The organism is Pseudogemmobacter sp. W21_MBD1_M6 (genome assembly GCF_052119585.1).
Taxonomy (GTDB): domain Bacteria; phylum Pseudomonadota; class Alphaproteobacteria; order Rhodobacterales; family Rhodobacteraceae; genus JBGQOJ01.
The window spans coordinates 1-17,866 of record NZ_JBGQOJ010000027.1; the positions used below are offsets into that span (position 1 = coordinate 1).

Genomic DNA, 17,866 nt, shown 5'->3' on the forward strand with positions numbered 1-17,866 from the left:
CGGGGCTCCGCGCCGCCCTCGATCAAGGGCACCGCCTCGTCGCAGATGTTGGCCGCCTCGATCAGGCTGGCCGCCTCAAGTCCGTCCTCGGCCCCGATCACAGCCCCGATGCCATGGCGGGGACCTGCCATGTAATCGGCCAGACACAAGGCCGCGTTTTCCGAATAGCCCCGCAGACCGCTGCGCGGATCCAGAATGTCGTCCTTGCCCTCGAGATCGACGGTGATGTTGGGAATGCCGCCCGGGAAGGCGTCCGCGCTATAGGTCAGCCGCAGATAGATCGCGGCACAGCCGGCCAGACGGTGCGCGTCCGACCAATGCTCCGACACCTCCGTGACCAGATCCGCGAAGGCGCTCTGGTTCTCGGCGCCGAGACGCGTGTCGGTGCGGACCTTGCCCGCCCAGCGACCCTGGGCTTGACCTGCGGCATTCACCGCTTCCTCGCCCTCGAAGTAGATCGCCCCGATGGATTTGACCCGGTGCGCGGCAACCACCACGACAAGGTGCAGATACTGGTCCGAGGGCCCGTTCGAATGCAGGAACACGATGACCCCGCCCTTGCGGGCGCGGCCGTATACCATCTCGCGGGGCATCACCGGCTCACGGACGGTGACCGTCCGGGCTTGCGGCCCTGCCGCCGCCATCGACGGCTTCGGCATCATCGACTGTGCTGCGGCAGACAACAGCATCGAGGCGCCGAAGTTTGCGGCAAAGGAGATGAGGCCCCCTGCGGCAAAGGCGGCCGCGACGCCACCGGCCGCGACGGCCGCCCCGCCAAGGGCCACAACGCCAAGCACGATGGGCGGCATGTCAGACCCTCCAGGCCAGGGTGCAGGCCTCAAGCGGCAGGAGCGTCAGGCCGGAACCTGCGACAAAGCTGGCCCTGGCGCCGAGGCAGACCCCGAAGGCGGGGTCCGCGCCCCCGAGCACCAGATCGCCGCGCTGCGCCGAAAGCGGGGAGGCCAAGGGCGCGCCCAAAAGATCACGGCCCATCGCCTCAAGGCTCTGCCAGCCGCACCGCACCATCACCCGCCGCGCACCAAGGGCGGTGGTATAGCGGCCGCGCCACAGGGCGGCCACATCCGCGCCGCCGGTCAGGGCGGCGCGCAGCTCAAAGGCCCAGGTGGCGCAGTCATGCGTGCCCCAGACGAAAGGCCGGGTGCGGGCGTGCTCAACTATCCCTGCCAGACGGCTCTGCCAATCCGCCGTCCTCATCCGCGCCCCCATGTGATTTCCCTGTCCTGAATGCTGGTGACAAACGCGAAGCCCATGTCGCCGGGATGCAGCGCCTGCTGGCTTTCGTGGGTGTATCGCCAGCTGCGCGCGGTATTGAGATCGATCAACCGGCTCTCGTAGCTGATCGTGACGGTGCAGCTTTGCGCGTCGTCGGTGATCTCCGGCACATCGAGCCGGCCGGTGAAGGCCTGCACCGGATCGGCAATGAGGCCGCGCTCCTCGGTGAGCAGCCCGAGCCAGACCCGACCGGGCAGGCCCTGGCGCGCCTCGTCGATCGCCAGCGCCACCATCTCGAGCGGCACGCCGGACAGCGAGATCGAGGTGCCGCTGGCGACCACCTGTTCGGCCTCTTCGATCGACCCGAGCCCGAGGAGCGATCCGGCACCGGTCCAGATCTTGCCGTCCCAGTCGATCGTGCCAAGCCCCGACCAGATCCGCACCAGGCCCGAGGCGAACTCCCCCTCGAAGAAGATCACCGGCCGCAGATCCTGTGCCGCCAGCGCCGCGGCAAATCCGGGCGTCAGATCCCGGCTCATAGCGCCTCGCGGGCGGTGATGGAAAAGCGGTAGCTGTCGGCACGGCCGATCCGTGTCGGCACCGGCGCTGTCAGGCGCAGCGCCACCGCCGGTGCTGCCACGTCAAGCACCGCACCGCTGAGCGGGGCGCTGCGCAACCGCGGCACAAAGGACAGGGTGGCCAGCCCAGCGACATCGGCGGTGGTATCGGCCGTCACCTGATAAAGCCGCGTCTCTCCCCCGGTGCCCAATGAGAAGAAATCGCCGCAGAGCAACGCGGGCGCGCTCGCAGCCCATCCACCGGTCAGAAGCATCGTCCCGCTTTGACCCGCACCAACCACGACAGGCGCTGCCGTCATGTCAGGCTGCGCAATCGAGGGATCGGACAGCAGGAACCGCCCCCGCATCCCGCCAAGGGCCGTCAGAAACGCCGACAGCCGCCGCCCGTCGCGGCCCTTGGTCATCGCCATCTCGACGCTGTACTCCCACCATTCGCCGCCCCAGTCCTGCACCTGTTGGGTTCCGGTGAAAGACGACGTCGATGCGGTCACGGCGGTGACCAGACGCCGCTCCAGGCTTTCGATCAAGGTCAGGGGCAGTGCTGGAACGCTCATACCGCATATCCCCGGTTGCGCCGTCCCGCGACGCTCTGGATGGCGATCCGCTGGATCTCGGGAAGGGCGGCGCGCAGCTTGGCGTCGATCTGCTCGGCGACGCCCGCCTGCGCGCCGCGCGCATCGATATGCAGGGTCACGCCACCGCCAGTCGACCCGCCGCCATAGCCCGCCGTCTCGCGCCGGCTCAGCACCCGCTCGCCGCGCTGCAGGATGGCGGGGACCTCGTCTGGCTTTAATCCGGCCACACCGCCCGCATGCATCCGCGGCGCCGCGGCAAAGACCTCTGCGGGCACGCGGCGCGCGAGACCGCCAAAGCCCGCGATGCCGCCCGCATGCAGAATGCTGGCCGTGCTGCCCGGGGCGGGACCGCTGAACAGCGAGAATACGTTGCCAAGGGCCCCCGCGATCGGGCCCAGAACCGCGCGTTTGAACTGCAACACCGCCAGATCCGCGAGGATCGAGCGCACGAGCCCCTTGAAGTCCAGCTTGCCGGTCTCGACAAAGCTGCGGAACGCGCTCTCGGCCCCCCGGAAGGCACCGGTCAGCGTCTCGCCCAGACCCTTGCCCCAATCAAGCGCGCCCTTGGCGTAGCGCGACAGGCTGTCCGAGACCGATGCGACCCCCGTGACGATCGCCTCTTTCGCCTTCGCTGCCGCGCCGCCCGCCTTGGTGACGGCTTCCGTCACCTTGTCGGCAGAGACCGCCGCAGCGTCCAGGGCCGCAGCGCCGTCGTCCCCGGTGCCGGCGATGGCGGCTTTGAGGGCCTGCCAGCTCGACAGCGGCAGCACCGCGCCCTTTGCCAGATCCTCCGCCGCAGTCCGGAACGTGGCCGCGGTTGACGCGGCATCTGCGGCGATCTTGCCAAGCCCCAGATCCGGCGCGCTGAGCGGAGTGTCCGCGAAGGCTGTCTTGAAGGCCGCCGCTGCGGCCGTGCCCGCCTCGGCTGAGGCCCCGGCAAAGGGGTTTGCAATCCCGCCAAGATCAATCTCGCCGATGGTGCCAAAAGTGCTCTCGATGCCCACGGCGGCCAGCGCGTCGCGGATCTTTCCGGTAAAGCTGTCGATCCGCCGGATCGCCCCGTTCAGCATCGCTTCAACGCCGTCAATCATCCGGTTTGCCGCCGTGAACACCAGATCACCGATCACCGCTGGCAGGCGGCCCCAGATCGCCTTCACGGCCAGAAGCGCGCCCTCGAAGGTATTGGCGGTCGCATTGCCAAAGCCCACAACACTCTCGATGGCGGCGGCCATGCCCGAGGCCGCGTCTGCCTTGAGGTCATAGAACATCGCCGCCGACCGCGCACCGACCGAGGCCGCCCCCATGCCGATCCGCCCCCAGACCTCGACGGCCACATCCTTCAAAAGGCCCATCGCCGCGCCAAAGCCCCCGGCTCCCTTCGCGAGCCTGGTGAACCAGAACACCAGCTCGCCTGCGCCGACGATCAGTGCGCCAATACCGGTGCGGATCAGCGCCCCCTTCAGCACCACAAGGCTGGTGGTCAGCCCGCGCACCGACAGGGCCGCCGCCGCCATTCCCGCGACCCAACGTCCCGCCATCAGCGCCGCAAATGTTCCGGCATATGTGGCGATGCGGTCGAGATTGCCGAACAGGGTCTGGATCGCCCGCCCGAGCGGCCCGGTCACCCTGGCCGCCGCCGCCATCGCATCCGCCACCGCCTCGAGCGCCGGGGCCGCCGCGACCGCCAGCTGGTTCGACAGCCCGCGCCAGATCAACCCCAGTCGCGAGATCGCATCATTGGTGCGCTCGATCTGGTCGGCGTCCTGCTCGGAGACAATCACCCCGAAGTCCCGCATATCCTGCGTGGCCTGCCGCAGCGTCGCACTGTCGATCCGCGACATGGCGATCGAGCCCTCTTCGCCAAAGAGCTGCCCCGCCACCGCCGCCCGCTGCGCCGCGGGCACAAAATCCTCGATCGCCGCATTGATCGCGCCGACCCGCTCATCAAGGGGCAGGCGCATCAAATCGCCCGCAGACAGGCCGAGCGTCTTGAGGGCCTCCGCCGCAGGTCCGCTCCCCGCCGCCGCCTGGCTCAACCGCCGGGTCAGGTCCTTGGTGGCCTGCTCGATGCCCGACATCGACACACCCGCCAGCGCGCCGGCGCGCTCGAGCGTTTGAATGCTGGCCACCGTGGTGCCGAGCGACTGCGCCAGCTTGGCCTGCGCGTCCACCGTTTGCAGGCCGCTCCTCACCATCGCCACGCCAGCCGCCGCCACCGCCGCCGCCGCAACCCCGGCCCGCCGCGCAAAGGCCACAAGACGAGCGTTGGCTTGTTCTGTTTCTCGGGACAAACGCCCCATGCCCTTGGCGCCCGCCGCGCCAATGCCCGTCAGCTCGGCACGCACCTGCTTGCCGCCCAGAGCCGCGAGGCGGACGGAAACTTTCTTTTCAGCCATCCTGATCTCCGATCTCTTCGTTCACTTTGCGCACCATCACCGCCTCGATTGCGGGCAACAGTTCCCCCATGGCGCGGGCATCGACGCCGAGCGCTGTGCCGAGCTGCAGGGCCGCGCCCATGTCCCAGCCGGTCACCACGCGCCCCGCAATCCGTAACTGGCCGCCAAGGCGCCCAACCAGATCCCAGACCTGCCAGCCCTCGAGCGTCTGCGGCTGGTTCAATCGCCCCGGACAGGCGTCGCAGACCCCGGTGCATCCGGCGCAATACGCGCCGCCCCCGCCGAACTCCCAGTCGGCAAGGGCGGTAAGCCGTTTTTTTCCGCGTCCAGGATCAAGCCTCCCGCGACATAATCCGTCTGGAACGCCTCGAAGATCGGCCAGACCTCGAGGAGCGCGTCCAGAGCCTCGGGCGAGAGCGGCAGCGGCAGGCCGGTCTCGTCGCCGACGCCCTCCCAGTCGTGCACCACGATCCGCGCGATCGCCTTGGCGACCACGCAGGCGAGGTCTTCATTCGACCGGCCCGCCTCTGCCGCCGCGGCTATCGCCGGATCACTGCGCGCGGCCATCATCACCGCCGTCGACAAGGGCGCCACCCGCAGCCGCACACCGTGGCCTAGATCCAGCCAGCGCGGCTCGGTGGAAAGGTTAAGTTTCAGCATCAATAGGCCTCCACATCATTGACCAGCGTGACCGTGCACATCCGGCCCGCCACGGCGTCCGTCGCCGCCTGCCAGTCGAATGTCGCCTGCACGCCCTGCGGGCCCGCGATTTCGATGCGCGGACGCGGCAGATAGACCGCATGGGCCGTCAGCGACAGGCTTTCGCCGGTGGACAGATTGTAGGAGAACTCCAGCTCGCACGCCTCGCCGTTGATCGCCTGATTGACCAGCGTCTGGTCGGCAAAGCGCACCGCCACGCTGCCGGTCAGCGCCGCGATCGACGGATCCGCCCCGTCGATCTTGCCGTCGGCCCGGATCGTCTCGATCCGGTCGAGGTTATTGGCATAGTTGATATCGGCGGACACGATATTGCCGATCGGCACTGCATTGCGGGTAATCGCCCCGTTGAAATGGCCGAAGCGCACCAGATCAAGCGCGGCCAGCGTGCCCGCCGAGGACGAGGTGCCGATCGTCTCGCCCTGCGCCACGATACTGGCGCTGGCGGTCAAAAGCCCCGAGCGCGCCATCTGCCAGCTCAAGGCATCGACCATGCAACCGGCATACATCGCATAGCGCGGCACCTCCGGCATGCCGGTCTCGATCGCGAAGGACGGCAGCACCCAGTTGCCCGAGCGGAACTCATGCGTGTAAGGCCCGACCCCCGTGGTCACCGGCGCGCCGAACGCGGCCTTCAGCCAGAACCCGAAGGCCGCCGCATCGATCGGCACCGACACATCGCCGTCCGCCGTCACCGCATCCTTCAGCGGCGCCAGCGGGTCGCGCCCGTAGCCCAGAAGCTCGGACGCCTGCAACGGCTGCTCGGATCCGAGCGAGGTGCTGGCAAAGGGCATCCGCGTGTATCCGCCAAGCGGGGGCGTGCCATAGGTCGTCTCGAACGCAAGCGCCATCTGCGCCCGCGCCCCTTGGGCTCGTGCCATGATTGTCTCCTTCGGTTGGGGGATGTCTATAAAGGGTCAAGGCCTTGACCCCGGGGAAAAAGCTGTCGCTAGTGTCTCATCCAAACAATCAGGACCGATCAAGCAATGTTCAAGAAGCCCGCCCCGTCACCTGCAGCCGATGCAATGTCGAACAACAAGGATCGCAAGCGCTCGATGATCCACAGCGGTATCACCATCGACGGCAATCTGACCTGTGACGGCATTCTGGATCTGGACTGCCTGATCACAGGCGATGTGACGGCCGATACGCTGGTGCTCGGATCACAAGGTCAGATCAACGGCAATGTCCGGGCCCGACATGTCACCATAGACGGCCGGCTTGTCGGAACAGTGTCGGCGGTCAACGTCGCGCTCAAGCCCTCCGCACGCGTGACCGCCGACATCCGCTACGAACGCCTCAGTATAGACAGCGGTGCGCAGATCGAGGGCGCGCTGTCGAAAACAACGCAACCAGCGATCGGCACATAACGCAGGGCGGATCAGCCCTGCGGATCATCGGTAATGTAATGTAGGTCAACGCGCGCGATCGCGGCCTTGATCGAAGCCACGACCTTCACTGGCAGACCGACCAACCGCGGTTGCGAGGCCGAATGGTATCGCGAAGGGCTTGCACATGAGGACATGTCCCTGCGCAGTCCAATGCGTCTATGCGGAAGGGCCGAAAAATCCCTTATTCAACACTATGCGATCCGCTATCGCCCGCCTCAAGGATTAGCACTGTGTTGCCGCCCGTTACGATCGCGCAAGAAGGGAGCGCAATTGACCTGCGCGTTTGTTGCCAACGTTGCCATTCGTTTTAAGACTATTTTTGTCACATTGAGAATGTTTCATCCCCCCTTGATTTTGGTCAATGGCCACATCGCCCTCTCGAGATTTATTCCAATCAGGGATTCCTTGTAGTGGGAATCAAAGACCTTCGTTGAAGTGCACAGGTCGTGTTTCCGACCGAACGAGCAAGGCATGGGGTCAATCCCATAGGTCTCAGGGAATTAGCCAGTTTTTGTGTCAAACCTCATTTCCAAAAGGAGACGATAATGAAGGATGCAATGCCATATCAGGCAATTGATAAAAAATTGTGCCTCTGGTGCTTTCAAGCTGACGAAACTGTGCATCATCATCCCGACAGCGACACCTACTGGCATAAGGAATGTCTGGCTCAGGCCGGAGAAGAATATGTTGGCCAGCAAAGCCCCGTGAACAAGAAATTGGCTAACCTTGGTCTGGCTGGATAGCAGCACTGCCTGGACCAGCATGATTACACACAGCTGATTTAAGCCATGTGGGCCGAGGATATCTCGATGAAACACTGGCCCCTTACTTTGCCGTTGGAAGCGCAAAGGGATATGACGATGCAGGATATTTCAAGACAACTCGTTCAGGGCCCGCATGCCTGTGTTTGGTGTGGCGATAGCGACAAGACTGTTGTTCATAACAAAAACGATGGCAACTATTGGCATGAACAATGTCTGGCACTGGCGACGGCGATCTATGAAAAATCGAAAAAAAACCAAAGATGACCCCCTAAGGTCAGAACGCATCGCCAAAACATGACGATAGCACCAAGCGCGCAAGCTAACAAAAAGACGTTCGGGCAGCGGTCGTAACGGCTGTGGGCGTAGGTTGCACTGACTGCGGCAGCCCCTCAGTTCAGGGGGTCTGATACCGAATAGTGCAGCACTACCGGTATCACCGCCGCCTTCAGGCTCACCGCACCCTCCACGGGCAGATCGACCGGCTGCGGTGCTTCCGCCTCGATCCAGTCACACAGACCGCCCAGGGTGGGCTCCGCAATGATCACCGTGCCGATGCTGGCGCACAGAGCATCAAAAGCCGCGTCGCGATCCCAAGTCTGGACCACCGCCTCGATCTCGGCGCGGTGCTGGTAATGGTACATCAGCGGCGACAGCGTCACGCCGGGCGCGCCGGGATCGCCATCGCGCAAGATCAGCAGCCCGGCGGCGGGCACGCGTTCCGGCAGGACCCCGCCACGCAAGACGGTCACATAAGGAATGCTGTGCAGCCGCGCTTGCAGCGCGGTGAGGATAGTTTCGCGAGGGGTGGGCATTTGTTATTCCAAAGCTGGGGGGTGTTTTGAGGCCTTCTGCGGTCAGATAGGCTGTTATTCTGTAGACGCAGCCAGCAGCAGTTCAGCCCTTTTCTACCCGTCGTGCTGGGGTCTGCCGCGCTTGGCGGCACACACAAAATAGGCAATAGTCAACCCAATGCAGCCGTAGTGTGGCTGGCGCAGCATCTCGGGTTAGCTGCGTTTCAGACACGCTTCCGCGAAGTGAGCGGGGGACAGGAGAAAAACCTTCAGGAGAAAGGAATTCCTGCAAAGCCACCGCTTCCGATCGGGCAAGGAACTGTGCGCCACTCTGCACCGCCATGTCTGGCTCTATAACCAGCAGCTGCCGTAATCGGCCTTGGGCAAGACGCCCTTGTAGAAGATCAAGGAATAGCACAAAGTCAAGCCAATGTTGATCAAAAACAGCCACATAACCTTCAAGGATGTGACAACAATCAAGATGTTATTTTTGATGAAAAAGCTCATTTTGACGGCAATTCTTGTCGCAGCCTCCATGTTGCCAGCAGACGCAAAGACAGCGCGTTGCTACCTAAAATACCAAGGCAACGTTTATATCGATGGCCCATGTGAATTCACAGCGGGTAAAGCAGGTGATTTTGATCTCAATAAAGACCAGTGGTGGGTTTCTATGATCATCCTGGATGATGGATGGGCCGATGGACTCTGGAACGCAGATGGTGGGATGAAATATGGTGAAACACTGGTTCCTGCATCTCATCAACACTCCTATCTGGGATACTTGAGACGCGAAGAAGACGGGGCATGCTGGTCAAATCATGAAGCAAGAGTCTGCGCTTGGTAAACTGCCAGGTTTGACCGCTTCGGGACGAGCACTGATAGTGCATCAGTCCTCTGTGCCTAGGCTACGCGTCGCTGAAATACGACACTCGCATCGAACGCCCGCTCTGCCCCGCAACGCGGGCATCACCCCAGCCGCCCGTCCACCCAATGCGCCACGATCAACCCCGGCACGGCGGCCTGCGCGCGCTTCGCATCGCGCGCCAGATCGAGCCGCTTGCGCAGCTTGACCTGTGGCACCAGGAGAAAGATCGGTACGGTTGTGACACCGCGCCCGGTCTTTGATCGCGAGGCCACGCCGAGGCCGCGGGTATTCAGCCGCCCCTCGGCCACCAGCAGGCTTGGGCCGTGCCGGCGATACACAAAGCGCAAGCGCATCCCGCGCCGTCGCTCCCATTCACCGGGGGTAATTCTGCCGCCTTTCAGCCCCTTGCCAGCCGCAGGCGTCGGGATCGCCAGCCAAAAGCCGTCCTTCGAGCGGATCAGCGGGCCGGTGTCATGGGCGCCGACGATCACGGGGGCATTCGACCAGACCAGCGCTGCGGCGCTCAGACTGTCACCCGCCTTGGGATAGGTCTGGCTCCTGATGCTGTTGGCCAGCCGTCGTCCCAGCCCCGCGCCGGTGATCTGACCGCGCCAGTCGGTCTTGAGACGGGTCGCGGCCACGCGCATGGCGCTCGAGACAGCGCGCTCTGCCGCCTTGATTTCGGCCGCCATCATCGCCACGAGGTCGGGTTCGATGTCGAGGTTCAGCCTCATGCGGGCGCCAGATCAATCGTCCAGATCAGACGGTCGCGATCGCGGGCCGGCTCCCCCTGGATCAGAAAGGTCTCGTCCCCGATCAGGATCTGCTCCTGCGGTCGTGGATCAGGAATATCCTCAACACGCACATCCATTCGCGTTGTGTCGGACAAAAGCCGCGCCGACCCGAACTCGGTGATCTCGTCTGGACGGCGCAGGATGCCCCGCGCCCGGGTGAAGCCCCCCTCCCCATCCCGATGCCAGATTTCAACCGAGATGTTCGGATCAGCAAAGAGCGCCTGAACTGCAGTCTTGAACACCATCATCAGGTTCGCCGCGCACTGCGCAACACCTGCGGGCGGGTGCAAATGGGCAGCGGATTTGACTCGATCTCCAGCCGCACCCATTCGTCACGGTCGCGATCGGGGATCATGCGCGCATAAAGCGGCAGGCCCACGGTGTTGACCGTCTCGAACGTGTCGGCTGGCGCGTAGTAGATCTCGAACAGGCCCTCAACACCTTCGGGATAGAAATAAGCCTTGTCGGTCGGCACGCCAAATCCCAGTCCGCCCCGGTAGCGGCGGAAGGTGATGCCGCCGAAGCTGACCTCTTCGCCCACCCTGCCCCGCAGATCGGCGGCAGCGGCCGTATTGAGATAGGTCTCGCGCACCTCCTTGTGGGCCACTAGGTCGGCAAAGAACGCCGATCCACATTCAGCGCGCAGCTGCACCTGACCCGCGGCGAGACCACCCAGCGTGTCCTCGACGCTCTCAATGAGCGCCTGGCAGCGCTTGCGCAGCGCACCCGAGCCAGGCGTTGCATTGTCCAGATCGAAGTCGACCTCGGCGGCCGGGGTAATACCGAACTCGGTATAGTAGTTGATGACCGTGGCCCCATCGCGCGGGTCCTTCACCACTCCCTGGATGCCGTTGAAGAGGTGAAACTCGAAAGTGGCCTCGGCGTCGTTGCGCAGACGGCCCATCTTGCGCGCCACCTCTGTCTGGACTTGGCTCACGGCGGTTTCCGAGCCGAAGTCGCGGATCGCCTGGATTTCCGCGGCCCAAAGCACATCCTGCTTCTTGAACTGGCGGCAGACAAAGGCACGCATCTCGCGGCGTTCCGGGATCTGGGACTCAAAGGCCGAGCCGCGTTCCGAGAACGGGATCAGCGACAGGGTGCCATCCCGGCTCTCAACCATCACGGTGCGCGCACGCACGCCGCGACTGCCAAAAAGGGCCGCCCCGGAGAGGATTGCCGGTTTGAAGGGGATGTTTTCGAGCGCGCGGGTCAACTCGATGATGGAGAAGGCATCGCCTTCAAAGATGTCCATGGTGGCCACAGCGTGCCTCCTTCTATTCTACAATTGATGGGGAAGTAGCACCTTGGCTCAGCGCAGGATGATACCGAGTGCTGCCAGAGCCGTGGTGGCGGTGGTGATCTGGGCCTCGGTGGCACCCTCGGGCCAGACCAGTTCATGGCGGTTCGCAATGGCGGGGCCGCGCACCAGCACCACGCCGGATGCGTCAGCATCGGTGGCATCGATACCGGCCCAGAGGATGCCAGCGGCATTCTGGCTGCCATTCGTGGCAGCGGGCGCGAGGCCCGTGTATTTGCCGCCGGTGGTGATCTTGCCCAGCACGGTGCCGGGCGCGAGCTTGCCAGCGCCGGACGCGAGGGTGACGGTGTCGCGGGTGAAGTCGCGCAGCACTTCCCAGACGAGGAAGCCGCCGGGATGGGGGCCTTCAGTGAGCATGGCCATGGGAGATTATCCTTTGAGTTTGAAGGTGCGATCGATGACATCGCCCCAGGGGCGTGTGGTGGAACTGCGTCCGGGTTGCGGGTGATGGGAGGTGATCTGCGGCTCGGCCTCGGCCTTTGCGTCCAGCAGGCTGGCACGCACCGCGTCCAGACTGGCGTTTTCCTCAAGGAACCGCCCTGCCAGTTGCGGCTGGCCCGCAAGGCGGCAGAGGTCGATCACCGCGCGGGCATGAGCAATGACCTCGGCGCGGATCGCCCCGGCGTCGGGTGGTACGTTGGCGACTGCAACGCAGCTCTCCGCCCCGCTCGCGGGGGTGTTTTCGTCTGCAACACCCTCGCTCTGCCCATTTGAACGCGATGGATCGTCGGCTGTGGCCACCGGATCAACGTTCCCGGCGGGAACCTTGGTCGCGGGATCGGGTGCGGTCGGAGGATCACCACCCGCCGCAACATCGTCCTCGTCTGGAACGATGTCGTCGCCAATCGCCGCACGTTCTGCAGTGACCAGCTCCGCCAGCGCAGGCGGGGCATTGCGGAAACGGCCAATGTCGAAACTGGCGGCAATCCGCACCGGCTCTGACAGACGTGTGGCAAGCCCCAAATCCAGTGCATCTGTCGCGTCGAACCAGGTCTCGGACGCCATCAGCGCCGCGATCTCAGCCTCGGGCTTGCCGGATCTAGCCGCATAGCCGCGCGTCATGCTGGCCGCAATCTTGTCCAGCGTCCCGGCCATGTCACGCATGTCCGCCGCCGTGCCCATGACGAGCCCGCTTGGGTCATGGATCATCAGAAAGGCATTCTCCGGCATGACGATCTCGTCGCCCGCCATGGCGATATAGCTCGCAGCCGAGGCGGCAATGCCGTCAATCCAGACAGTGATCGTGCCCGCGTGACGGCTCAGTGCGTTGTAGATCGCCACGGCATCGAAGACCGAGCCGCCGGGGCTGTTGAGACGCAGATCAATCGGCGTGTCATCCGGCAGCGCGCCGAGCTCGGCCAGAAACCCCTTGGCCGAAACGCCATAGGCACCGATTTCGTCATAGATCAGCACTTCCGCGCCCGTTGCCCGGGCGCGGATCGTATACCAACTGTTCATGGTCTTACTCCTGTTCGGATTGATTGGCGTATCCGCCGCCTTCGCCATCTGTTTCTGGCTTCCGCCTGGGCGTTGCCCGAGCGCCTTGCGTCTCGCCGGGGTTGGTTCTGTAACTGAGCCCCAGCTCTTTTGTCCGCGCGGCATCGGCCGCGTTTTCGCGGTCGACCTCTTCGACGTCGTAACCGGTGGCCTCGACCACCTTGCGCCGCGAGGTGATGCCCGCCTCCATCGCCAGCACCTGCGCCTGAATGTCTTTTAGCGGATCAACCCAGTCCCAGCGCGGCGGGATCCATTGCACCATGCGTGCTGCCGCCGGATCCGGCAGATCCAAGCGGCCTGCCAGTTGCGCCGTTTCCAGCCAGCGCGCCCAGATCGGTCGGCAGAGCTGATGCGCAATCACCCCGTGCTGCAATTGCTGCACGCGGCGGCGGAATTCGACCAGTTCGGCGCGCAAGGACGAATAGTTCGCTTGGCGTACATCGCCGGTGACCAAATGATAGGGCAAACCCAGCGAGGCCGAGACCGCCAGCAGCGTGCGGTATTGGAACGCCTCATAGCCACCACCGACATCCGCCGGACTGGAAAACTTCACATCTTCACCCGGCAGCAGCACTTGCATGGTCCCGGGCTCAAGGCTGGCCATCGCCGCGCCATCGAGATCCGCCGCACCTTCCCCCATCATCGGGTCTTCCGGTGCTGTCTTGGTGATAAAACCGGCAAACATCGCGGCCGTCTTTTTGCGATCGAGTTCGGCGTCATCGTACTGATCGAGCAGGAACAGCCGCACCATGGCCGGGGCCACATGTGGCAGGCCGCGGATTTGTCCGGCATCAATGGGCCGATAGATATGCAGCACGTCCTCGGCGGGCACGCGCACCGTTTCCGGCACCGCGACCCGCTGATCGGTGCTATCGCCCGGATGGCTGCGGCGAAAATGATAGGCCACCCGCCTGCCGATCAGGTCAAACTCAATGCCGCAGCGGATCTGGTTGCCATTTGCGGCCGGGCCAGTTTTCTCAAAGGGCAGCATTTCCGATTGCAGCAGCTGCATCTGCAGCGGCACGAGAAGGTCGTCCTCGGTGCGGCGGGGACGAAAACGCACGAAGCATTCGCCCGCAACAAACATTTCCCGCGCGACCATCGCCTGCAGACCGTAGAAATCCGTCAGCCCATCGGCATCGGCTTCGTCAGTCCAAGCCAGCCAGAGCCGCTGGACGCGGTCCCGCAGGCGCGCATCCTCGATCAGTGAGGACGGCTTGATCCCATCCCCCACCATATTGGACGCAAAGGCTTCGCAGGCATTCGCGGCATAACCGTTGGTGACCACCAGTTCCCGCGCGCGTGCCAGAAGCTTTGGACCGCCTGACGCCACCAGCGAATTGATGTTTTCCAGCGGTGGGTTCCAGCCCCGCAGCCGACGCTTGGACATCGCGCCTTCAAGACGCGCACGCAGTTCGGAGGGACCGTGGCTCCGGGGGAGCCGCGTAAGCCCAGAGGACGCGGGGCCGCTCTCGCGCACTGGTCGGCGAAACCGGTCAAACAGCCCCATCGATCACAGCCCCTTGGATGTGGTGATGCGCACATGGCGCACAATGCGCCGCCCCTCGGCCGCCGCGATCTCGCGATCCAGTACCTCGATCGCCCGGTCAATTTCAGCCACGCTGCGGTAATCCACCGTCTTGCCGTCATAGCTGACCCGCGCCACGCCCGAGGATCGCTGTGCCGAGAGAGCCTCGCGGCGCGCGCGCAGGTCTGTCAGTGTGGGCATTAGTTCTCCATTATGCCATTGACATATGCGCCAATGGCGCACATATGAAGCTATGACGCTCATAACCGTTGCAGAGACACCAGAATTCCAACGCCGTGCCCGCACCATCATGAGCGATCAAGAGCGCATGGCACTGATCGACTACGTTGCGCGCAATCCGACAGCCGGGGTCCCCATTGGTGGTGGGGTTCGTAAATTCCGCTACGCCCGGGAGGGGTCAGGCAAGAGTGGCAGCTACAGGGTCATTCATTTTTACACACAGGACGACTTCGTCCCGATTTTTCTGATCACGGTTTTTGCCAAAAACGAGAAGGCCAATCTCACGAGCGCCGAAACCGAGGCCGTCAAATCCCTCGGCAAGCTGCTTGCCGACAGTTACAGGAGCCAGCAATGAGCGACGCATTCAAGAGCATCGAACAGGGCCTCAAGGAGGCCATTGCCCATGCCCGTGGGCAAACCATGATCGACGTGCATGAGATCGACATCCCCGATACCGACGTAAAATCCATTCGGGCGCGCACGGGCCTGTCACAGGCGGAATTCGCCAGAAGTATCGGCGTCAAGAAGGCCACCCTGCTTAACTGGGAACAGCATCGCCGCAGCCCCGAAGGCCCGGCCCGAGTGCTGCTTGCCCTGATAGACAAGGACCCGCAGATCGTCCAGCGCACGCTGACCTGCTGATCACCCCATATAGTTTGACCGCACCATTCGCCGCCGCGCGGAGGGGCGCGGTGTTGGTTTCGCGGCTGCGTCACCCGCCGGTCCGGCGGGTTGCACCGCGAGCTGCCGCTCCAGCTCATGCCAGCGGGCGTCAGACCACCGGTCTGCCCCGGCGATCCATGCGGCTGCCCGCGCATAGACCCGACAATCCAGCGCCTCGTTGCGCTCGCGCAGCTTCTGCCATTCGAGCTTGGCAAAGCCGCGCTTGTTCTTGACCGTGACGAGCTGTTCCGCCGTCAGCTGCTTGAGCCATTCGCTGTCAGCCCATATCGGCAGATGCACCGTTCCCGCAGGAAACGGTGCCCCGACTACGATCTCCTCCGGCGTCGGCCGGTCCTGACGCAAGAAGCGATAGGTCTCGGCCTTGAACGTCGAGGTCGCCACGGACCAGAGCCGTGCGCCGCGCCGCAGACGCTTGCCGCCGATCGTCGCGTCGACAAAGGTCGGACCCGTTACCGGGCTGGCGCGGTTGAACCCTTCAAGACCCTTGACCGGGGCCACCTGCCCAAAGCCGACCTGTCGCGCCCAGGCATAAACGGCGCTCGTCTCGTAGCCCGTATCAATCGCCAGCCGCGCGATCGTCAGCTGCTGGCCGCTGGGATGGGCCCATGTCCGGCCCAGCAGATCGCTGAGTTTCTGCCAGCACGCCGGATCGCCGGGGCCGCCTTCGATCACGACGTGATCAATCAGCCAGCTTTGCAGCCCCCTGCCCCAAGCCCAAATATCGACCTCGATCCGGTCTTTCTGAACATCGGCACCCGCCGTCAGGAACAATCCACCGGCTGGCACTGTGCCGGGCTTCCACTCCTCCTTCAGCCCCTGCAGCCGCTGCCAGTCCGGCGCTTCGCCGCTTTCCATCCAGGTCTCACCCAGCGAGGTGTTGATGAAGGTCTTCATCATGTCGTCCCCACCAGCCCGCGCCGACAGGAAGGTCTTGACCATCGCGGCCAACCGGACCCAGGGCGAATAGATCTCGTTCAAGTGGAACCCGGCGGTACCTGTGAAGGGCTGCTCTGCCACCCAGTGCCCTTTTTAGACCGCTGCCCACCGGGCCTCGTCCCGCCAGACCGCGTCGCATTCCACGCAATGATACCGCGCCGTATCAGGCTTATGGCTGCCGTCCTCGCCCTTGTCCCATCGCACTTGCGGCCAGGTCAGGATCTGCTCTGTCCCACATTCCGGGCACGGCACCCAGAACCGGCGCTGATCACTTTCTTGATACGCCGTCTCGATCCGGCTTGCGCCCTTGTTCGTCGGCGTCGAGACCAGCACGATCTTGCGGTTCCAGAAGGTCACCGTCCGCTTGCGCGCCAAATTCACCGGGTCACCCTCTGCCCCCGCGCTGAACGGATAGCGATCGACCTCGTCGCACAGCAGCAGCCGGATCGGGCGGCTTGCCAGACCGGAAGGCGCGTTGGCACCCACGATCGTAAGATGCCCGCCCGGAAACCGCTTGTGCAGGATCTTGTTGTTGCCATCGCGTGATTTCGGGTTGGCGATCTTGTCCTGCAGACACGGCGTATCCCGCGCCATCGGCGAGAACCGGTCCTTCGACCAGGTCTCTGCATCCCGCTCTGTCGGCATCACCACCATGATCGGTGCCGGATCCTGATCGATGTGATAGCCGACGCAGCAGAGTTGGGTTTCGGTCTTGCCCGTCTGGGCAGAAGACATAACAACCACGGTTTCGACGCTAGGATCAGAGATCGCGTCCATGATCCCGCGCTGGTATTCCGCGCGGCTCGTGCGCCACTGGCCGGGTTCCGCGCTGGCCTCAGAGCTCAGCCGCCGGTTCTGATCCGCCCAGTCACTGATCGTCAGGTCCGGCGGTGGGCGCAGCACCGCAAGCGCATTCTGCACCGTCCGTTTCAGGATCGGTGACCCTTTCAGAGTGAGCGCACTCCGCGAGGTCAATGTCGGTCTCAAGTTCAATGTCTGGCTGCGCGAGATCATCAAGCACCTCGCGTATCGCGGCACGGATCAGGTTCCGGGTGTCTCCGACGGTTGATTGGTCAAAAGCCTGCGGCGCCAGCCGATCCGGCAGCGCCAGCAGGCGGGTTCTTAGAAGTGCCAGCACGGCGATCCACGCCGCCTCGATCTGGTCGGCTGCTATGAGGGAGCGCCGCTTTTCCTCCGCTTCCATCTCGGCCAGGTCGGCGCGGGCCCGAATGAACCGCGCCCGTTCGGCTGCATAGTCCGGCGCACCGGCCTGCGCTTTCAGTGCCTGGTCGCGCAGGTAGCGCACATAGCCCCGCACCGCCCCGATCAGGTTGTACTGTCCGCGCTCGGCCTTCGGGATCACGCCCTCCCGGCTCAGCTGCTGGACCCGCCGCTCCGAGAGATCGAGAAGCTTGGCGATCACGCCGATGGGTTGGGTAGCCGATGACATGAAGTGATCCGGACGCTGCGGTTAAAGCCATGTAATTGCTACGATTATACTGGATAGAGCGCCCGAGTAGAGCGAACCTGATTGCATCAACCAATGCAGTCAGGAGCCA

24 protein-coding genes and 1 pseudogene are annotated in these 17,866 nt (G+C 64.1%); 6 read left to right on the forward strand and 19 right to left on the reverse strand.

Annotation, left to right across the window (positions count from 1 at the left end; all coding sequences use genetic code 11):
• The 8 genes and pseudogenes from ACEN2R_RS17835 to ACEN2R_RS17870 form a co-directional block, all read right to left on the reverse strand.
• A pseudogene (locus ACEN2R_RS17835) lies at positions 1-809 on the reverse strand (phage tail protein); the annotation flags it as partial.
• A 1-nt stretch (position 810) separates the two neighbouring features.
• Entirely contained in the window at positions 811-1,215 is a 405-nt protein-coding gene (locus ACEN2R_RS17840; protein WP_442044039.1) for a DUF6950 family protein, read from the reverse strand.
• On the reverse strand, positions 1,212-1,772 hold the full coding sequence (locus tag ACEN2R_RS17845) for a hypothetical protein (RefSeq protein WP_442044040.1): 561 nt from the start codon (positions 1,770-1,772) through the stop codon (positions 1,212-1,214). The genes ACEN2R_RS17840 and ACEN2R_RS17845 overlap by 4 nt, the downstream gene beginning before the upstream one ends.
• Positions 1,769-2,365 (reverse strand): hypothetical protein, encoded by a 597-nt coding sequence (locus ACEN2R_RS17850; protein WP_442044041.1) that lies wholly within the window; start codon positions 2,363-2,365, stop codon positions 1,769-1,771. The genes ACEN2R_RS17845 and ACEN2R_RS17850 overlap by 4 nt, the downstream gene beginning before the upstream one ends.
• Positions 2,362-4,782 carry a phage tail tape measure C-terminal domain-containing protein gene (locus tag ACEN2R_RS17855; protein ID WP_442044042.1) on the reverse strand — a complete coding sequence of 807 codons (2,421 nt, stop codon included), beginning with the start codon at positions 4,780-4,782 and terminating at the stop codon, positions 2,362-2,364. Before ACEN2R_RS17855 ends, ACEN2R_RS17850 begins: the two co-directional genes overlap by 4 nt.
• Positions 4,775-5,005, reverse strand: coding sequence for a DUF7697 family protein (locus tag ACEN2R_RS17860; RefSeq protein WP_442044043.1), 231 nt, complete (start codon positions 5,003-5,005; stop codon positions 4,775-4,777). The genes ACEN2R_RS17855 and ACEN2R_RS17860 overlap by 8 nt, the downstream gene beginning before the upstream one ends.
• Positions 5,002-5,442 carry a hypothetical protein gene (locus ACEN2R_RS17865; protein WP_442044044.1) on the reverse strand — a complete coding sequence of 147 codons (441 nt, stop codon included), beginning with the start codon at positions 5,440-5,442 and terminating at the stop codon, positions 5,002-5,004. Before ACEN2R_RS17865 ends, ACEN2R_RS17860 begins: the two co-directional genes overlap by 4 nt.
• A complete protein-coding gene (locus tag ACEN2R_RS17870; RefSeq protein ID WP_442044045.1) occupies positions 5,442-6,380 on the reverse strand; it encodes a phage tail tube protein in 939 nt (312 codons plus the stop codon). Before ACEN2R_RS17870 ends, ACEN2R_RS17865 begins: the two co-directional genes overlap by 1 nt.
• 105 nt (positions 6,381-6,485) lie before the next feature.
• Between ACEN2R_RS17870 and ACEN2R_RS17875 the strand changes: the two genes are divergently transcribed.
• The 3 genes from ACEN2R_RS17875 to ACEN2R_RS17885 all read left to right on the forward strand — a co-directional run bounded on the left by ACEN2R_RS17875 (position 6,486) and on the right by ACEN2R_RS17885 (position 7,918).
• Positions 6,486-6,869: a bactofilin family protein gene (locus ACEN2R_RS17875; RefSeq protein ID WP_442044046.1), complete on the forward strand. Its 384-nt coding sequence runs from the start codon at positions 6,486-6,488 to the stop codon at positions 6,867-6,869.
• 566 nt (positions 6,870-7,435) lie between these two features.
• Entirely contained in the window at positions 7,436-7,633 is a 198-nt protein-coding gene (locus ACEN2R_RS17880; protein ID WP_442044047.1) for a hypothetical protein, read from the forward strand.
• A gap of 66 nt (positions 7,634-7,699) precedes the next feature.
• Positions 7,700-7,918: a hypothetical protein gene (locus tag ACEN2R_RS17885; RefSeq protein ID WP_442044048.1), complete on the forward strand. Its 219-nt coding sequence runs from the start codon at positions 7,700-7,702 to the stop codon at positions 7,916-7,918.
• A 125-nt stretch (positions 7,919-8,043) separates the two neighbouring features.
• Here ACEN2R_RS17885 and ACEN2R_RS17890 read toward each other — a convergent pair whose 3' ends face one another.
• Positions 8,044-8,466 (reverse strand): acyl-CoA transferase, encoded by a 423-nt coding sequence (locus tag ACEN2R_RS17890; protein ID WP_442044049.1) that lies wholly within the window; start codon positions 8,464-8,466, stop codon positions 8,044-8,046.
• Between the two features lie 409 nt (positions 8,467-8,875).
• On the opposite strand from ACEN2R_RS17890, the gene ACEN2R_RS17895 reads away from it, so the two are divergent.
• Positions 8,876-9,289, forward strand: a complete 414-nt coding sequence (locus ACEN2R_RS17895) for a hypothetical protein (protein ID WP_442044050.1) — start codon at positions 8,876-8,878, stop codon at positions 9,287-9,289.
• A 122-nt stretch (positions 9,290-9,411) separates the two neighbouring features.
• Here ACEN2R_RS17895 and ACEN2R_RS17900 read toward each other — a convergent pair whose 3' ends face one another.
• From ACEN2R_RS17900 to ACEN2R_RS17930, 7 genes are all read right to left on the reverse strand, one after another.
• Positions 9,412-10,044 (reverse strand): DUF6441 family protein, encoded by a 633-nt coding sequence (locus ACEN2R_RS17900; protein ID WP_442044051.1) that lies wholly within the window; start codon positions 10,042-10,044, stop codon positions 9,412-9,414.
• The gene (locus tag ACEN2R_RS17905; RefSeq protein ID WP_442044052.1) at positions 10,041-10,352 is read right to left on the reverse strand and encodes a head-tail joining protein; all 312 of its coding nucleotides are present in this window, start codon (positions 10,350-10,352) and stop codon (positions 10,041-10,043) included. Before ACEN2R_RS17905 ends, ACEN2R_RS17900 begins: the two co-directional genes overlap by 4 nt.
• A complete protein-coding gene (locus ACEN2R_RS17910; RefSeq protein ID WP_442044086.1) occupies positions 10,352-11,356 on the reverse strand; it encodes a major capsid protein in 1,005 nt (334 codons plus the stop codon). Before ACEN2R_RS17910 ends, ACEN2R_RS17905 begins: the two co-directional genes overlap by 1 nt.
• 57 nt (positions 11,357-11,413) lie before the next feature.
• Positions 11,414-11,785, reverse strand: a complete 372-nt coding sequence (locus ACEN2R_RS17915) for a head decoration protein (RefSeq protein ID WP_442044053.1) — start codon at positions 11,783-11,785, stop codon at positions 11,414-11,416.
• Between the two features lie 6 nt (positions 11,786-11,791).
• Positions 11,792-12,880, reverse strand: coding sequence for a head maturation protease, ClpP-related (locus tag ACEN2R_RS17920; protein WP_442044054.1), 1,089 nt, complete (start codon positions 12,878-12,880; stop codon positions 11,792-11,794).
• A 4-nt stretch (positions 12,881-12,884) separates the two neighbouring features.
• Positions 12,885-14,309 (reverse strand): phage portal protein, encoded by a 1,425-nt coding sequence (locus ACEN2R_RS17925; RefSeq protein ID WP_442044055.1) that lies wholly within the window; start codon positions 14,307-14,309, stop codon positions 12,885-12,887.
• A 123-nt stretch (positions 14,310-14,432) separates the two neighbouring features.
• A complete protein-coding gene (locus tag ACEN2R_RS17930) occupies positions 14,433-14,648 on the reverse strand; it encodes a phage head-tail joining protein (protein WP_442044056.1) in 216 nt (71 codons plus the stop codon).
• Positions 14,649-14,700: 52 nt separating this feature from the next.
• Between ACEN2R_RS17930 and ACEN2R_RS17935 the strand changes: the two genes are divergently transcribed.
• Positions 14,701-15,042, forward strand: a complete 342-nt coding sequence (locus ACEN2R_RS17935; RefSeq protein ID WP_442044057.1) for a type II toxin-antitoxin system RelE/ParE family toxin — start codon at positions 14,701-14,703, stop codon at positions 15,040-15,042.
• Positions 15,039-15,329 (forward strand): helix-turn-helix domain-containing protein, encoded by a 291-nt coding sequence (locus tag ACEN2R_RS17940; protein ID WP_442044058.1) that lies wholly within the window; start codon positions 15,039-15,041, stop codon positions 15,327-15,329. The genes ACEN2R_RS17935 and ACEN2R_RS17940 overlap by 4 nt, the downstream gene beginning before the upstream one ends.
• Here ACEN2R_RS17940 and ACEN2R_RS17945 read toward each other — a convergent pair whose 3' ends face one another.
• Genes ACEN2R_RS17945 through ACEN2R_RS17955 form a run of 3 tightly spaced genes read right to left on the reverse strand, consistent with a single transcriptional unit; the run spans position 15,330 to position 17,757 of the window.
• Positions 15,330-16,388 carry a terminase gpA endonuclease subunit gene (locus ACEN2R_RS17945; protein WP_442044059.1) on the reverse strand — a complete coding sequence of 353 codons (1,059 nt, stop codon included), beginning with the start codon at positions 16,386-16,388 and terminating at the stop codon, positions 15,330-15,332.
• A gap of 12 nt (positions 16,389-16,400) precedes the next feature.
• Positions 16,401-17,210: a phage terminase large subunit family protein gene (locus tag ACEN2R_RS17950; RefSeq protein WP_442044060.1), complete on the reverse strand. Its 810-nt coding sequence runs from the start codon at positions 17,208-17,210 to the stop codon at positions 16,401-16,403.
• Positions 17,176-17,757, reverse strand: a complete 582-nt coding sequence (locus ACEN2R_RS17955) for a terminase small subunit, Nu1 (RefSeq protein WP_442044061.1) — start codon at positions 17,755-17,757, stop codon at positions 17,176-17,178. Before ACEN2R_RS17955 ends, ACEN2R_RS17950 begins: the two co-directional genes overlap by 35 nt.
• Positions 17,758-17,866: the final 109 nt, after the last annotated feature.

What these genes read in the sequence shown, in the direction of transcription:
- ACEN2R_RS17850 (WP_442044041.1), bottom strand. Translation starts at nt 2,365, where the DNA reads ATGAGCGTTCCAGCACTGCCCCTGACCTTGATCGAAAGCCTGGAGCGG.
- ACEN2R_RS17880 (WP_442044047.1), top strand. Translation starts at nt 7,436, where the DNA reads ATGAAGGATGCAATGCCATATCAGGCAATTGATAAAAAATTGTGCCTC.
- ACEN2R_RS17925 (WP_442044055.1), bottom strand. Translation starts at nt 14,309, where the DNA reads ATGTCCAAGCGTCGGCTGCGGGGCTGGAACCCACCGCTGGAAAACATC.
- ACEN2R_RS17910 (WP_442044086.1), bottom strand. Translation starts at nt 11,356, where the DNA reads ATGGACATCTTTGAAGGCGATGCCTTCTCCATCATCGAGTTGACCCGC.
- ACEN2R_RS17905 (WP_442044052.1), bottom strand. Translation starts at nt 10,352, where the DNA reads ATGATGGTGTTCAAGACTGCAGTTCAGGCGCTCTTTGCTGATCCGAAC.
- ACEN2R_RS17845 (WP_442044040.1), bottom strand. Translation starts at nt 1,772, where the DNA reads ATGAGCCGGGATCTGACGCCCGGATTTGCCGCGGCGCTGGCGGCACAG.
- ACEN2R_RS17895 (WP_442044050.1), top strand. Translation starts at nt 8,876, where the DNA reads ATGTTGATCAAAAACAGCCACATAACCTTCAAGGATGTGACAACAATC.
- ACEN2R_RS17890 (WP_442044049.1), bottom strand. Translation starts at nt 8,466, where the DNA reads ATGCCCACCCCTCGCGAAACTATCCTCACCGCGCTGCAAGCGCGGCTG.
- ACEN2R_RS17915 (WP_442044053.1), bottom strand. Translation starts at nt 11,785, where the DNA reads ATGGCCATGCTCACTGAAGGCCCCCATCCCGGCGGCTTCCTCGTCTGG.
- ACEN2R_RS17920 (WP_442044054.1), bottom strand. Translation starts at nt 12,880, where the DNA reads ATGAACAGTTGGTATACGATCCGCGCCCGGGCAACGGGCGCGGAAGTG.
- ACEN2R_RS17875 (WP_442044046.1), top strand. Translation starts at nt 6,486, where the DNA reads ATGTTCAAGAAGCCCGCCCCGTCACCTGCAGCCGATGCAATGTCGAAC.
- ACEN2R_RS17935 (WP_442044057.1), top strand. Translation starts at nt 14,701, where the DNA reads ATGACGCTCATAACCGTTGCAGAGACACCAGAATTCCAACGCCGTGCC.
- ACEN2R_RS17940 (WP_442044058.1), top strand. Translation starts at nt 15,039, where the DNA reads ATGAGCGACGCATTCAAGAGCATCGAACAGGGCCTCAAGGAGGCCATT.
- ACEN2R_RS17930 (WP_442044056.1), bottom strand. Translation starts at nt 14,648, where the DNA reads ATGCCCACACTGACAGACCTGCGCGCGCGCCGCGAGGCTCTCTCGGCA.
- ACEN2R_RS17865 (WP_442044044.1), bottom strand. Translation starts at nt 5,442, where the DNA reads ATGCTGAAACTTAACCTTTCCACCGAGCCGCGCTGGCTGGATCTAGGC.
- ACEN2R_RS17840 (WP_442044039.1), bottom strand. Translation starts at nt 1,215, where the DNA reads ATGAGGACGGCGGATTGGCAGAGCCGTCTGGCAGGGATAGTTGAGCAC.
- ACEN2R_RS17900 (WP_442044051.1), bottom strand. Translation starts at nt 10,044, where the DNA reads ATGAGGCTGAACCTCGACATCGAACCCGACCTCGTGGCGATGATGGCG.
- ACEN2R_RS17855 (WP_442044042.1), bottom strand. Translation starts at nt 4,782, where the DNA reads ATGGCTGAAAAGAAAGTTTCCGTCCGCCTCGCGGCTCTGGGCGGCAAG.
- ACEN2R_RS17885 (WP_442044048.1), top strand. Translation starts at nt 7,700, where the DNA reads ATGAAACACTGGCCCCTTACTTTGCCGTTGGAAGCGCAAAGGGATATG.
- ACEN2R_RS17955 (WP_442044061.1), bottom strand. Translation starts at nt 17,757, where the DNA reads ATGTCATCGGCTACCCAACCCATCGGCGTGATCGCCAAGCTTCTCGAT.
- ACEN2R_RS17870 (WP_442044045.1), bottom strand. Translation starts at nt 6,380, where the DNA reads ATGGCACGAGCCCAAGGGGCGCGGGCGCAGATGGCGCTTGCGTTCGAG.